The sequence below is a fragment of the Nostocoides sp. F2B08 genome (assembly GCF_009184895.1).
GTDB lineage: Bacteria > Actinomycetota > Actinomycetes > Actinomycetales > Dermatophilaceae > F2B08.
In genome coordinates, this window is sequence record NZ_WESE01000003.1 from 55,670 (window position 1) to 67,934 (window position 12,265).

Sequence of the window (12,265 nt, forward strand, 5' to 3'; positions counted from 1 at the left end):
GCGCACCAGCTCGTCCCCGACACAACGTACGCCCTCCGCGCCGATGCCCCGCCCGCGGCAATCCAAGAGCCTCCGCGCCGCTCCAGCGGGACCGTCAAGACACCTACTCCGTGACCCACCACCGCGAGGAGGCCTTCGTGCCCACATCGGAAAGCCCGGCCAGTGTCGCCGGCGAAGCACACACAGCGTTGCGCGCCCTCGCGCACGCGACTCGCTTCCTTGACGACCCGCGTGAGCTCTACTCGGTGCTCGGCTCGCTGAGCCCGGCTGTAGCGGCGTTGAGCCAGTCGTTGCATCAGCTCGCGGCATTCCACGACGCGCCGGCGAAGGAGGCGGCATGGGTCGCGGGCGACACCAACGCCAGTCGTGCCGCGAGGTATGCGGTGTCCTGGGATCTGCACCGAGCGGCCGAGATCCTGCGTCATGTTGGCGAATCCATCGACCATGCCCACAGCGCGGAGTCGGGTGTCACCTACGTCCACCGCGACTTCCCGGCCTTTGCTGACTCCCCTACCCGTTCGGCCGGACAGGGGTTGTCGCTGTGACCGGCCAGGATCAGGAGCGTCTGCACAGCGCGGTCCTGCTCTCCCCTGGCCGGGAGCGGCGCCAGGACCGGCGGGCGCGCAAGGCCGCCGCGAGGTCACTGCTCGCCCAGGACCGCCACACCCGTCGGGCGGCAGCGAAGACGAAGTCGGAGGGGCTGGCGGCCGAGCGGCGCGCGACGGTTGTCCTGCCGAAGGCCGGAGAGGCTGGGCCTGCCGCGTTGCGCACGCCGGGACGGCTTCGGCTGCCGCGTCACCAGGACACCTCCGCGACCTTGGCCGGGGCGTACCCGTTCCTTGCCGAGGGCGGCCTGGGCAGCGATGGAGTGTTCGTCGGCCAGGACCTGTACTCCGGTTCCTCGTTCGTCTACGACCCGTGGGTGCTCTACACGCGCGGACTGATCACCGCTCCCAACCTCGTCCTGGCCGGGATCGTCGGATCGGGCAAGTCGGCACTGGCCAAGAGCCTCTACACGCGCTCGATCCCGTTCGGTCGCCGCGTGTACGTTCCTGGGGATCCCAAGGGTGAGCACACCGCCGTCGCGGAGGCTGTCGGCGGGAAGGCCATCGCCCTCGGCCCTGGGATGGCCAACCGGCTCAACCCGCTCGACGAGGGTCAGCGCCCACGCGACATCGATGACTCCGGATGGGCCGCACAGGTCGCGACCCGGCGGCGCGACCTGCTCGGTGCCCTCGCCGAGACAGTCCTGGACCGATCGCTCACACCGCTGGAGCACACCGCCATCGACGTCGCCTTGAGCGATGCCGTGCGCTCCTGCAAGGTGCCGGTGCTGCCGCTGGTGGTCGAGCGGCTGCTCACCCCCGACCCGGGCAGCGACCTCGACGCCCGGCTGGCTGAGGACGGCCGGCTGGTCGGGCACGCCCTGCGGCGGCTCGTCGCGGGCGACCTGGCCGGGCTGTTCGATGGTCCATCCACGGTGCGGTTCGACCCGGCTCTGCCGATGCTCTCCCTCGACCTGTCCCGGGTGAGCCAGAACGCCACCCTGGTCTCGGTGTTGATGACGTGCGCTTCGGCGTGGATGGAGTCCGCTCTGCTCGACCCGAGCGGTGGCCAACGATGGGTCGTCTACGACGAGGCGTGGCGGCTGATGTCGCACCCGGCGCTGCTGCGACGCATGGACGCCCATTGGCGCCTGGCCCGGCACTACGGGATCGCGAACATGCTGATCTTCCACAAGCTCTCCGACCTGGACAACGTCGGCGACTCCGGCTCGGCCATGCGGGCCCTGGCCTCCTCGCTGCTCGCCAACGCCGAAACCCGAGTGGTCTACCGGCAGGAGTCCGACCAGCTCGGCTCGACCGCAACCGCGCTCGGGCTCACCGGCACCGAGCAGGCGCTGCTACCGACGCTCGGCACCGGGCAGGGGCTCTGGCGGATCAAACACCGCTCGTTCGTTGTCCAGCATCAGCTACACCCCGCCGAGCTCGACCTCTTCGACACCACCGCCCGGATGAGCACAGCACCGGCGAAGCACCTGTCCACCACACAGACAGGAGAGCCCCGATGAACGTGAAGACCAGAGAACTGACAGCGCGCGAGGCCAAGCTTGAAGCGCTGCACCAGAAGCTGACCGACTCCGTCGGTGCGTTGGTCACCGGCGATGACTGGAAGCAGGCCCTGGAGTTCGCCTCCCAGTTCCGCTCACGCTCGTTCAACAACACAATCCTGATCTGCGTCCAGCACCAGGCCGCCTTCGAGCAGGGCCGGGTACCAGAACCGATGCCGACCTATGTGGCCGGCTTTCACCAGTGGCTCACCCTGGGCCGGGCCGTGATGAAGGGCCAGAGCGGGTATGCGATCCTCGCCCCGGTCACCGCCCGGTTCGCCTCCGCCACCCCGCCCGACCCGGCCTCGTGGCGACGCCTGTCCAGTGGCGAGAAGCCCGCGCGCGGGGAGGCGGTGCGCTCGAAGCTGGTCGGCGTCAAGCCCGCCCACGTCTGGGACGTTTCGCAGACCGACGGTTCACCCATCCCCGAGCCGCCGGCCCCGCGGCTGCTGCGCGGGCAGGCACCAGCAGGATTGTGGGATGGGCTCGCGGACCAGATCACCGCTCGCGGCTTCGAGCTGCGTCTGGTCTCGAGCGCGGCCTCGATTGGCGGAGCCAACGGCCTGACCGACTACCTGACGCGGGAGGTCTCGGTGCGTATGGACATCGATGACGCAGCCCAGGTCAAGACGCTCGCTCACGAGCTGGGCCATGTCATGCTCCACGGCCCTGGGAACGCCGATGCTGCCATGCACCGTGGCATCGCCGAGGTCGAAGCGGAGTCGGTCGCGCTGATGGTGGGTGCCGCTCACGGTTTGCCGACCGATGACTACACGATCCCGTATGTCGCATCGTGGGCATCCAGCGTCCCTGGCAGGACAGCGGTGCAGGTCGTGCAGTCCACCGCCGAGCGGGTCCGCGGCGCCGCGGTGACGATCTTGGACAAGCTCGATACGGTGCAGGGCGGTGACGGCAGCCCGCCGGGCCTCGACCGCGAGGGGATCCGCCGCGAGGGCCTGGCCTCCGGGCCCGGCGCAGTCCCGGGACAGGCGCTTGCGCAGCGGCAGGTTGAGACGGTCGGGCTATGAGCATGCTCAACGCTGCCGCGCCGTATCGGCGAGAGGACCGGCAGCTGGCGCGGGTACCGGTGGTGTTGCCGCTGGTCGACGTCGTCGTCGACGAGCGGGGCTACCTGACGGTGAGCCTGGATCGTGAGCCGTACTCCGCCGACGGCGTGTTGATTCGCGATGACCTCCAGCGGGTGCTCGATGACATCGCTGCCGACCTCGGCACGGCAGTCCGGGTCGAGGTCCGTGAGGCGGACGGCTCGACCTTCACCGACATCGTCACCCCACGAACGCAGTCGGTGCCCGATGCTGCTCTGGGCGCGCGGCCCGCTCTGGCCTCAGCGTTTGGGATCTGCGCTGAGGGCTTCACCGCAGGTGAGCCCGTCGAGGTTTGTCTGGTCGTCGCCCGCCAGATCGCCGATGAGGACGGCACCACGCACCTTCGGCTGCCCCCGGCTTTGCTCGACGCCCACCCGCAGGTGGTCCTGCTCGGACGGGCCTCGGGTGTGGTCGCACTCGCGCTCAGCGAGAGTGCGCAGTGAACCCACGCGGGCAAGGAGTCGATGACCACCTGGTCAACCTCGGCCTCCTCCTCATCGCTGCACTGGGCGCCATCGCCGCTCTCCTGCGGCTCGCGGGCACGCTCGCCGCGTGGCTCGCCGGAGCCGCCACCCCGCGTGGTGGGTGGGCTTCAGGGCTGGGCGTCCTCACCCACCCCGCCGACCCAGGCGCCGCGCTCGGCGCCGACGGGATCACTCCATGGGTCTACTGGCTCGTCCTGGCAGTCATGGTGGCCGTCACCGCCGCCGCAGCGACGTCGGCGTGGCGAGGCATCGCCTCGATCAAGCACACCAGCACCAGCGACCCGCACCGCCGTGCCGGAGTGGCCACCGCACGGGACGTGCGAACTGCCGCATCGCGCAAGGCACTGCTCTCACGCGGACGCACCCTGCGCCCATCGCTGCACAGGGCCCGACCATCCGATATCGGCTACCTCATCGGGAGAGCCTGCGGGCAGCAGGTGTGGGCCTCGGTCGAGGACTCGATCCTGCTGCTCGGCCCGCCACGTTCCGGCAAGGGCCTGCACGTGGTCATCAACGCCATCCTCGACGCGCCCGGCGCCGTCATCACCACCGCGACCCGTCCGGACAACATCGCCGCCACTCTCAGCGCCCGCAGCAAACACGGCCCGGTCGCGGTCTTCGACCCGCAACAGCTCGCAGAAGGCCTGCCCGCCGGCCTTCGCTGGTCACCCGTGCGCGGCTGCCAGGATCCGCTGACCGCGATGATCCGCGCCACCGGCCTGGCGTCGGCCACCGGCCTGTCCACCGGCGGAGTCGAATCCGGCGGGTTCTGGGAAGGCAAGACCCGCACCGCCCTCCAAGCACTGCTCCACGCAGCAGCCCTCGACGACCGCTCCCCGCGCGAGCTGTTCAGCTGGACCCTCTCCCCCTCCGCCGCAGCCGATGCGGTCTCGATCCTGGCTAGCCACCCCCGGGCGGCACCCGGCTGGGCCGACTCCCTCGAATCCACGATCCACGCCGACCCCCGCACCCGCGACTCGATCTGGATGGGCGTCTCCCTGGCGCTGTCCTGTCTGGCCGACCCCCGCGTCCTGGACGCCGTCTCGCCCAAACCCGGCGAGCACTTCGACCCCACCAGCTTCCTGACCAACAACGGCACCCTCTACCTCCTGGCAACCGGAGCAGGCGCCGGCGCGTCCTGGTCGCTCGTGGCGGCATTCATCGAAGACCTTGTCGAGACCGCCCGCCACCTCGCCGCCGCCTCCCCCGGGGCGCGACTCGACCCGCCCCTGCTCCTGGCCCTCGACGAGATCGGCAACCTCTCCCCACTTCCGTCACTGCCCGTCCTCATGGCCGAAGGAGGAGGCACCGGAGTGACCACCATGCCGGTGCTCCAATCCCTCTCCCAGGCGCGCGACAAGTGGGGCGACCACGCAGCCGGCGCCATCTGGGACGCCAGCATCGTCAAGGTCATCCTCGGCGGCACCTCATCAGCGCGTGACCTCCAAGATCTCGCCGCCCTCATCGGCGAACGCGACGAACGCACCGACACCATCTCCATCGGCGAGCACGGCTACCGGTCCCTGCAGCGTTCCATCCGTCGCGTGTCCGTCATGCCCCCCGAGGCGATCCGCACCCTTCCCTTCGGAACCGCCCTGGTCCTCTTGCGCAGCGCCCCACCACTGGTCACCACGCTTCGCCCCTGGACCGACCGCGACGACGCCGAGCAACTGCACCACGAACGCGCGCAGGTCGAGGGCACACTGCGTCGCCGGTGACCACCGGAACACCTGACTCGTGAGAGCGGTCGCCATCCCGGGCACCGCGCGAGGTCAGGAGTCAGCCATGACGATTCCCACCCAGTTGAGCTTGCAGGGGTTCATCGCCACCGAGCCGCAACTGTCGTTCGGGGAGAGCGGCCACGCCCGGTTCTACTGCCGGGTTGGTATCGAGCAGCACCGCAAGGAGGCCGACGGTGCGTTCACCAAGGTTGAGCCGGTCTATTGCGACCTGGTCCTCTTCGACCGGGCGGCCGAGCGGGCGTACAGCAGGTTCAAGCCCGGTGACCAGATTCTGGCCTCTGGCTACATCCACGAGTACGAGCAGGAAAGCCAAGGCGGTGTCAGCCGACTCCGGGAGCAGTTCGTCGCCCGCCGCCTCGGGCATGACTGCCTACGCACCCGATACGTCGTAGACCGCGGCCAAGCCATGCCGCCAGAGCGGCGTGTCCGCGAGGCTGCGGTGGCCAACCACCCTTCCCCCGCCGTCGGCAACTGATCGGCGTCAGCAATGAGCACACGAGTTGAGCCGGCCCAGGAAGGCCTGGACATCGAAGACCTCGAGTTTGCGCAGGGCGGGTTCGACGGGCCCGGTTACGGGTTCGGGGTCGCCGACGTCAATGACGGCCAGGTCCTGCGTCCGATCAACTGGAACCTGCTCACCGCGGAGGAGGCTCTGCTGGAGTGGGCCGACCTGGACGCCTGGGTCCAGTGGCTTCGCCGCACCTTCGGGCTCCCGCCGAGTGTGGTGCCCCCGCTGTGGCACCGCCACGACGAGCTGGTCTGGGAGCTCTCAGCCCTGCACACCCACTGGCTCAACGCCTACGACCCCGACGGCACACCCTCAGGACCGATCGGCTGGCTACGCGACTTCGCCGACGCCCGTCACCGACTCCGCGAGTGGGTCTCCAGCGCCGGCTGTCGCCTCGACCGTGACCGCCCCACCCGGCAGACCACCTGGCCCGGGGAGGCACCACCCGAGGCCAGCGGTGAGGTCGAGATCCTCGACCGCCACGCCGACTTCGTGCGGTTCGTCACCGAGGACATCGCCGCCCGACGCCGCACCCGGGCATAGCCCCGGCGCCCTGACAACCCTCGTGGCCGGCTCATCTAGGGCGGTTGTCCACACCCGAACCGACTCACCTCGTCCGAACCGACCCGCCCCTCCCACGGTGGAAGACACCCCTGGCAACCACGGAGGTCCCCATGCTCCTCGCCCACGCGATCACCCTCGGGCAGGCCCGCTCCCACCTGGCCGCCCTGGCCGACCGCGCCGTCACGATCGAGGCCTCCAGCGGCTACGAGCGTGTCCTGCTCCGCCTCGACGCCCTCCACGGCGAGGACATCCCGGCCATCCACCCGGTCCCGTCGGGCGACCGCGACGAGCTGTTCGACCTCGCGCGTGACGCGATCGAGGACCTGACCGGTCACGGCCTGGACCCCCTGACCGTCGAGCTGGTCCTAGACCTGCTCTCCACCGCCAGGGACCTCGACGAGCCCGACGAGCCCTGATGTACGGCCAGAACACCGACGTGCTGCGCGAGAGCCTGCGCGAGCTGCTCACCTTCCACCGCATCCAACACCGCATCGGCGGAGCCGGACCTCGGCACGTGCCGGCGACCACCACAGCTGAGGAACGACGGCTCATCGGCGAGCAGATCGCCCGCTACCGCCACAGCGTGCTCACCTGGTGCCACCAGGGCCTGTATGCGGCGAACCCGCACATCGACCACCAGAAGCTGACCCGACGCACCCGCGGGCCGGCCGAGGACCTGCGCCACCGCATCCACGCCGCCCTCGCCGCCGATCACGCGGGGCTGCCCACACTCACCGAGCTGACCACCACCCAGCCCTTCCGGCTGGTCGAGCTCTGGCGGCAGGCCTCCCGCGCCTGCGCCCTCGGCGAGCACGACTTCACCGCCGGGGCCGGGCACGGGCGGCTGTCCAAGGCACAGGCCCTCACCCTCGTCCACGACATCGCCGAGGTCACCGAAGCCCTGACCGCTCTGGACCGCCGCTATGACGGCGTCCCCGGCTGGCAGCACCTGACGAACAAGACCCGGCTGGCACGAGCGGCGCAGGCCTGCGCGACCTACTCCCGCTACAGCGACCCCTCCTACTCCATCGACCACCACGGTTGGGACGCCCCCGCCCAGCTCATCGAGGGTCCAGGGCTGCCCGGTCTCGCCGGTGTGGTGCAGGCCCAGCACAACCTCCTGGTCCACCTGGGCACCATCCCCAACGCCCACAGCCTGCGCGTGATCCTCGACTCCCAACGCTGCCTCTCCCACGAGGCAGCCACACGGCTCACAGACCGTGACCCGGACCGTGCCGCCCGCTGGGCGCACCGTGGCCAGGTCTACGGCAGCCTCGTCCGGCAGACCCGCGACATCGGCGGCAACCTCGGCACCGGAGGCCTGGCCGCCGGTCAGGGCTCCATCGCCGCGGCCAGGATGCGCAAGCTCCCCCACGACGCGCTCAACGACCCCACCCAGGCACGGCAGCTTGAACGGATCAGTGCCTGCATCGACCAGCGCGTCGCCGACGCGCTGCGGTACGGCATCACGAAGCGCCTCTACCTCCAACGGGCCAACGTCCTCGGACTTCAGGATCGCGACGGGACCCTGGAACACGTCATCCGTAAGAGGTTCATCCCGATGACCGGCCCGCTGAAGGCCACACTCATCGATCTCGCCAGGAACCAGCTGCGCCCGGAGCCGGTCCGACGAGACCTCCCACGTCCAGGTGCCGCGGAGAGCAGGATCGACTTCCAGGCCGCTCTGCACCACCGTCGGGGCGACACCCGACCATCGCAGACGTTGTGACCGTGCAGGGCCCAGGGCCGTTTATCGCCCGTGTAGAGAGGAGAGGCTGATGTCCGTTCGCTCTGAGAGCGCTTCTGGTGAGCAGCATCTATTCACGATTGCTGAGGCCGCGTCCTATCTCAATGTGCCCCAGCGGTGGGTAGCGGAGGCGGTCCGGACGCGGCGTGTGCGGTGCACGCGGATCGGTAAGCACGTGCGTTTTCGGCCGGAGCATCTCGAGGAACTGATCGCGGCCGGTGAGCAGCCCGTTCTGGTGTCGGCGAACGTGACTGCCCTGCCGACGCGTCGGGCGTCCAGCGCCCGCTCGCGCTTGTGAGCACCGCCTGCTCAGCTCTTCAGCAGGTGCATAGCCGGCCGAATGCGGCCTCCGCGCAGGGCGGTGTCGATGATCTGCGAGATCAGCTCGTCACCGACCGGCAGCAGGTGTCCGTATGTGTCGATGGTGGTGGTGATCGACTCATGGCCCAGCCGGGCCTGGATGTGCGGCAGGGGTGCGCCGCCGGCGATGAGCCAGGCCACGTGGGTGTGGCGCAGGTCGTGGAATCGGAAGGATGCGATGCCTTCCTTCTGCATGGCCCGGCCCAGTGGGATCCAGACCCGCTCGTAGAAGTCGCTGTTGTGCAACGGCAGGCCCGTCGGCGAGGCGAAGACGAAGTCGTCGGCGGCTCGGCGGTGGACGTGGGGCTTCAACAGCTCGACGAGGGCAGGCGAGATGCTGACCGTTCGTCGGGACTTCGGCGTCTTCGGGTTCCCGAGGTGGTGCTGGCGCATCGTGTGCTTGGGCCCCAGCTGCTTCCTCAACCAACCCGGTGTCTCGCCGGCGCCGTTCTCGCCGTCGCGCTTCCAGGCCTTGTTCACCCGCACCGTGCCGTGAGTCAGGTCGATGTCGCTGCACCACAACGCGGTGACCTCACCGAAGCGAAGACCGGTCCCGACCGCGAAGGTCAACAGGTCCCCGTTCTCGCCGGCGAGGCGGACGGCGGTGCTCAGCTCGTCCTCGGTCAGGAACCGCAGCTCTGCCTGCGACTGCCTGACTCTGGAGCGCTTGGGGGCGGTGCGCGCGCACGGGTTGGTGCTCAGGTAGCCCTCCTCGACCGCGTAGGTGAAGACACCGAAGAGCAGCCCGTGGTAGTTCGCCTTGGTCTTCAGGGCCCGGTCCCAATCGATCAACCACGCCTTGATGTCACGTTCGGTGATGGCGTCGATGGCGCGCTCGAAGATCCGCTCGCCGCGCACCTCCACCTCGGCGAGGGTCCAGATCTGGGACAGGTACCTTTTGCGCTGCCCCGGGGAGAGCTCGACGATCTGGCGGACGTACTCCTCCCCGATCGCCGCGAAGCTCGGCGTCGCTTCATAGCGGTTGTCCTCTCGGGGACGAACGAAGCCCTCACCCTTCACCCACCCCTCGGGCCAGTACTGGCCGGCAGCGTCGACCATCTGCTTGAAGCCTGCGGCTCGTGCCCGGTTCTGGGCGTCGCTGCCGGCGCTGAACGTCTCGATTTGAACCTGGCCGGACCGGACTCCTCCCAGGCGCCATCGCACGTGCGCGGAGGTGCCCCCGTCGGCTCGCTTGCGTTCTTCGATCCAGGCCATGTCGCTGCTCCTTCGACGCTATTAGGTGTCGTCGGTGCACCGCCAGAGACCCGCCGTGCACACCTGGTGCACACCTGGCTAGCAAAGCAATGTGGCCCCTGTCGCGTTTCCGCTGGTCAGGGGCCACATTCGGCTGGTGTCCGAGGGGGGACTTGAACCCCCATGCCCTATTCGGGCACTAGCACCTCAAGCTAGCGCGTCTGCCAATTCCGCCACCCGGACATGGATGCTGCAACCTCCCGAGCGGGGTGCTGCGGTGCGAAACATTAGCACGCCCGTGAACACTCCACCGAATCTACCGAGACGCCGCCTCGGGTCGGTCGGCATGGCGCATCCGAGACAAGGGACGTGACCCGCGGCGTCCGCGGGGAGACGGGTGGAACTCATTAGGCTGCACGTCATGGCAGGCCCAACGCTCCCGCGTGTGCGCGCACTGCGTTACGTCACCCCGCTGCGCGAGGGTGGCTCGCTTCCCGCGGTCATGGAGGCGGACGACTGTGGAACCTACGTCGTCAAGTTCCGGGGGGCCGGTCAGGGTGTGAAGGTCCTCGTGGCCGAGATCGTGACCACCGAGATCGCTCGCACTCTCGGCATTCCGACCCCCGAGCTCGCGATCGTCTTCCTGGACGATGCGATGACGAAGTACGAGCGCGACGAAGAGGTCCAGGATCTGCTCAGGGCCAGCGTCGGGACGAACCTCGGCAGCGACTTCCTCCCCGGCTCGTTCGGGTACGACGGATCGACTCCGCCCGCCGCGGACCTGGCGGCACGGATCGTCTGGCTCGACGCATACACCCTCAACGTGGACCGGACCTGGGCCAACCCCAACCTCGTCGTCTGGCATGGTCGCACTCACGCGATCGATCACGGCGCTTCTCTCTGGTTCCACCATGCGTGGGCCCGCAAGGCACCTCAGCGGGCCGCCTTCGCGACGCGTCCCTTCGACGCGACGACGCACGTCCTGGCCGACGTCGCGGCCCCGGTCGAGGACGTCGGGTCCGCCCTTGCCGCACGCCTCACCGACGACGTCCTCGGCGGAATCCTCGATCTCGTGCCGGACGAGTGGCTCGAGCCCACCGCCGACCTGGTCGACCCGGCTGCGGTCCGGGAGGAGTATCTCGGGCACCTGACCGCCCGACGTGACGCCGCCCCCGTTTGGGTCAGGAGCCTGACGTGACCCTTCACCCGTACCAGTACGTCGTGCTGCGATGCGTGCCGCGCATCGAGCGCGAGGAGTTCGTCAACGTCGGCGTCGTGCTCTACTCCCAGCAGGCGGACTTCCTGCGGTGCGTCCAGTCGGTGGACGAGGTCCGTCTTCGGGCGCTGGACGGGGACATCGACGTCGCCGCCGTCCGCGCCTCCCTGACCATGCTGGAGGAGGTGTGCCGCGGCGAGTCCGGCGGCGGACGCCCCGCGCTGGAGAGCCCGGGCAGACGGTTCGGCTGGATCACCGCCCCCCGGAGCACCGTCATCCAGCCGGGGCCGGTGCACGGAGGGCTCGCGGAGAATCCCGAGCAGACCCTCGAGGACCTCCTTGACCGCCTCGTCCGCTGACCGCCCTGTCGTCGGTGCGTCACCCGATGGTTGACTCCGGCGACCCGGGGCGCACGCGCAGCTCCCAGGCGGCCACGGCCGCGGCTGCGGCGACGTTGAGCGAATCCACCTCCCCCGCCATCGGGATCCGGACCACCCCATCGACCGCGTGCACGGTGCGCCTCCTCAGGCCGTCACCTTCGGTCCCGAGGACGAGAGCGATGCGCGCGGGTGCTGTGGCCGCATACTCGTCGAGCGGAACCGAGTCCTCGGTGAGGGCGAGCGCGACGACCTCGAAGCCCAGCCGCCGCAGCGACTCGACGGAATCGGGCCACGGGTCGATGCGTGTCCACGGGACCTGGAAGACGGTGCCCATCGAGACTCGGACCGCTCGGCGGTACAAGGGGTCCGCGCACCGGGGTGTCACGAGGACCGCGTCCACCCCGAGCCCCGCCGCGCTGCGGAAGACGGCGCCGACGTTGGTGTGGTCGACGATGTCCTCGAGGACGATGACGCGTCGGGCAGACGCGACCGTCGACGAGAGATCCGGGAGCGGCAGCCGCTCCATCGAGGCCAGTGCCCCACGGTGCAGGTGGAACCCCGTGAGGGCCTCGAGGACGCGGGCGTCCCCGGTGTAGACGGGTACACCGGAGTCTTCGGCCGCTCTGACGAGGTCGGCGAGGTCGGTCAGCCATCGCTCCGCCATGAGGTACGACCTGGGACGGTGGCCGCTCCCCAACGCCCGTCGGATCACCTTCTCGGACTCGGCGATGAAGAGACCGTGCTCGGGCTCGAACCGACGTCGCAGGGCGACGTCCGTCAGGCCCACGTAGTCCACGAGCCTCGGGTCATCGACCCTGGTGATCCTGATCGGCATGGCCACCTCCGAGCAGGC

14 protein-coding genes and 1 tRNA gene are annotated in these 12,265 nt (G+C 69.6%); 12 read left to right on the forward strand and 3 right to left on the reverse strand.

Going from position 1 to position 12,265, the window contains the following annotated elements; all coding sequences use genetic code 11:
• The first annotated feature begins 110 nt into the window (after nt 1-110).
• The 10 genes from GA707_RS07705 (at nt 111) to GA707_RS21765 (ending at nt 8,560) form a co-directional block, all read left to right on the forward strand.
• Nucleotides 111-545, forward strand: coding sequence for a hypothetical protein (locus tag GA707_RS07705; protein WP_152177861.1), 435 nt, complete (start codon nt 111-113; stop codon nt 543-545).
• Nucleotides 542-2,071 carry an ATP-binding protein gene (locus tag GA707_RS07710; protein WP_152177862.1) on the forward strand — a complete coding sequence of 510 codons (1,530 nt, stop codon included), beginning with the start codon at nt 542-544 and terminating at the stop codon, nt 2,069-2,071. Before GA707_RS07705 ends, GA707_RS07710 begins: the two co-directional genes overlap by 4 nt.
• On the forward strand, nt 2,068-3,138 hold the full coding sequence (locus GA707_RS07715; protein WP_152177863.1) for an ArdC-like ssDNA-binding domain-containing protein: 1,071 nt from the start codon (nt 2,068-2,070) through the stop codon (nt 3,136-3,138). Before GA707_RS07710 ends, GA707_RS07715 begins: the two co-directional genes overlap by 4 nt.
• On the forward strand, nt 3,135-3,659 hold the full coding sequence (locus GA707_RS07720) for a hypothetical protein (RefSeq protein WP_152177864.1): 525 nt from the start codon (nt 3,135-3,137) through the stop codon (nt 3,657-3,659). The genes GA707_RS07715 and GA707_RS07720 overlap by 4 nt, the downstream gene beginning before the upstream one ends.
• On the forward strand, nt 3,656-5,419 hold the full coding sequence (locus GA707_RS07725; protein WP_152177865.1) for a type IV secretory system conjugative DNA transfer family protein: 1,764 nt from the start codon (nt 3,656-3,658) through the stop codon (nt 5,417-5,419). The genes GA707_RS07720 and GA707_RS07725 overlap by 4 nt, the downstream gene beginning before the upstream one ends.
• A gap of 67 nt (nt 5,420-5,486) precedes the next feature.
• Nucleotides 5,487-5,918, forward strand: coding sequence for a single-stranded DNA-binding protein (locus GA707_RS07730; protein ID WP_152177866.1), 432 nt, complete (start codon nt 5,487-5,489; stop codon nt 5,916-5,918).
• Between the two features lie 12 nt (nt 5,919-5,930).
• Nucleotides 5,931-6,494 (forward strand): hypothetical protein, encoded by a 564-nt coding sequence (locus GA707_RS07735; protein WP_152177867.1) that lies wholly within the window; start codon nt 5,931-5,933, stop codon nt 6,492-6,494.
• A gap of 131 nt (nt 6,495-6,625) precedes the next feature.
• Entirely contained in the window at nt 6,626-6,931 is a 306-nt protein-coding gene (locus GA707_RS07740; RefSeq protein ID WP_152177868.1) for a hypothetical protein, read from the forward strand.
• Nucleotides 6,931-8,244 carry a hypothetical protein gene (locus tag GA707_RS07745; protein WP_152177869.1) on the forward strand — a complete coding sequence of 438 codons (1,314 nt, stop codon included), beginning with the start codon at nt 6,931-6,933 and terminating at the stop codon, nt 8,242-8,244. Before GA707_RS07740 ends, GA707_RS07745 begins: the two co-directional genes overlap by 1 nt.
• A 49-nt stretch (nt 8,245-8,293) precedes the next feature.
• A complete protein-coding gene (locus GA707_RS21765; RefSeq protein WP_152177870.1) occupies nt 8,294-8,560 on the forward strand; it encodes a helix-turn-helix domain-containing protein in 267 nt (88 codons plus the stop codon).
• Between the two features lie 11 nt (nt 8,561-8,571).
• Here the strand turns inward: GA707_RS21765 and GA707_RS07755 are convergent, their stop codons facing one another.
• Together GA707_RS07755 and GA707_RS07760 are read right to left on the reverse strand one after the other, a co-directional pair.
• Nucleotides 8,572-9,837 carry a site-specific integrase gene (locus GA707_RS07755; RefSeq protein WP_152177871.1) on the reverse strand — a complete coding sequence of 422 codons (1,266 nt, stop codon included), beginning with the start codon at nt 9,835-9,837 and terminating at the stop codon, nt 8,572-8,574.
• Between the two features lie 134 nt (nt 9,838-9,971).
• Nucleotides 9,972-10,059: transfer RNA gene (locus GA707_RS07760), tRNA-Leu, on the reverse strand.
• Between the two features lie 178 nt (nt 10,060-10,237).
• Here GA707_RS07760 and GA707_RS07765 point away from each other — a divergent pair.
• Together GA707_RS07765 and GA707_RS07770 are read left to right on the forward strand one after the other, a co-directional pair.
• A complete protein-coding gene (locus GA707_RS07765; protein WP_152177872.1) occupies nt 10,238-11,014 on the forward strand; it encodes a HipA family kinase in 777 nt (258 codons plus the stop codon).
• On the forward strand, nt 11,011-11,391 hold the full coding sequence (locus GA707_RS07770; protein ID WP_193315238.1) for a DUF3037 domain-containing protein: 381 nt from the start codon (nt 11,011-11,013) through the stop codon (nt 11,389-11,391). The genes GA707_RS07765 and GA707_RS07770 overlap by 4 nt, the downstream gene beginning before the upstream one ends.
• A gap of 19 nt (nt 11,392-11,410) precedes the next feature.
• On the opposite strand, the gene GA707_RS07775 is transcribed toward GA707_RS07770, so the two are convergent.
• The gene (locus GA707_RS07775) at nt 11,411-12,247 is read right to left on the reverse strand and encodes an RNA methyltransferase (RefSeq protein WP_152177874.1); all 837 of its coding nucleotides are present in this window, start codon (nt 12,245-12,247) and stop codon (nt 11,411-11,413) included.
• Nucleotides 12,248-12,265: the final 18 nt, after the last annotated feature.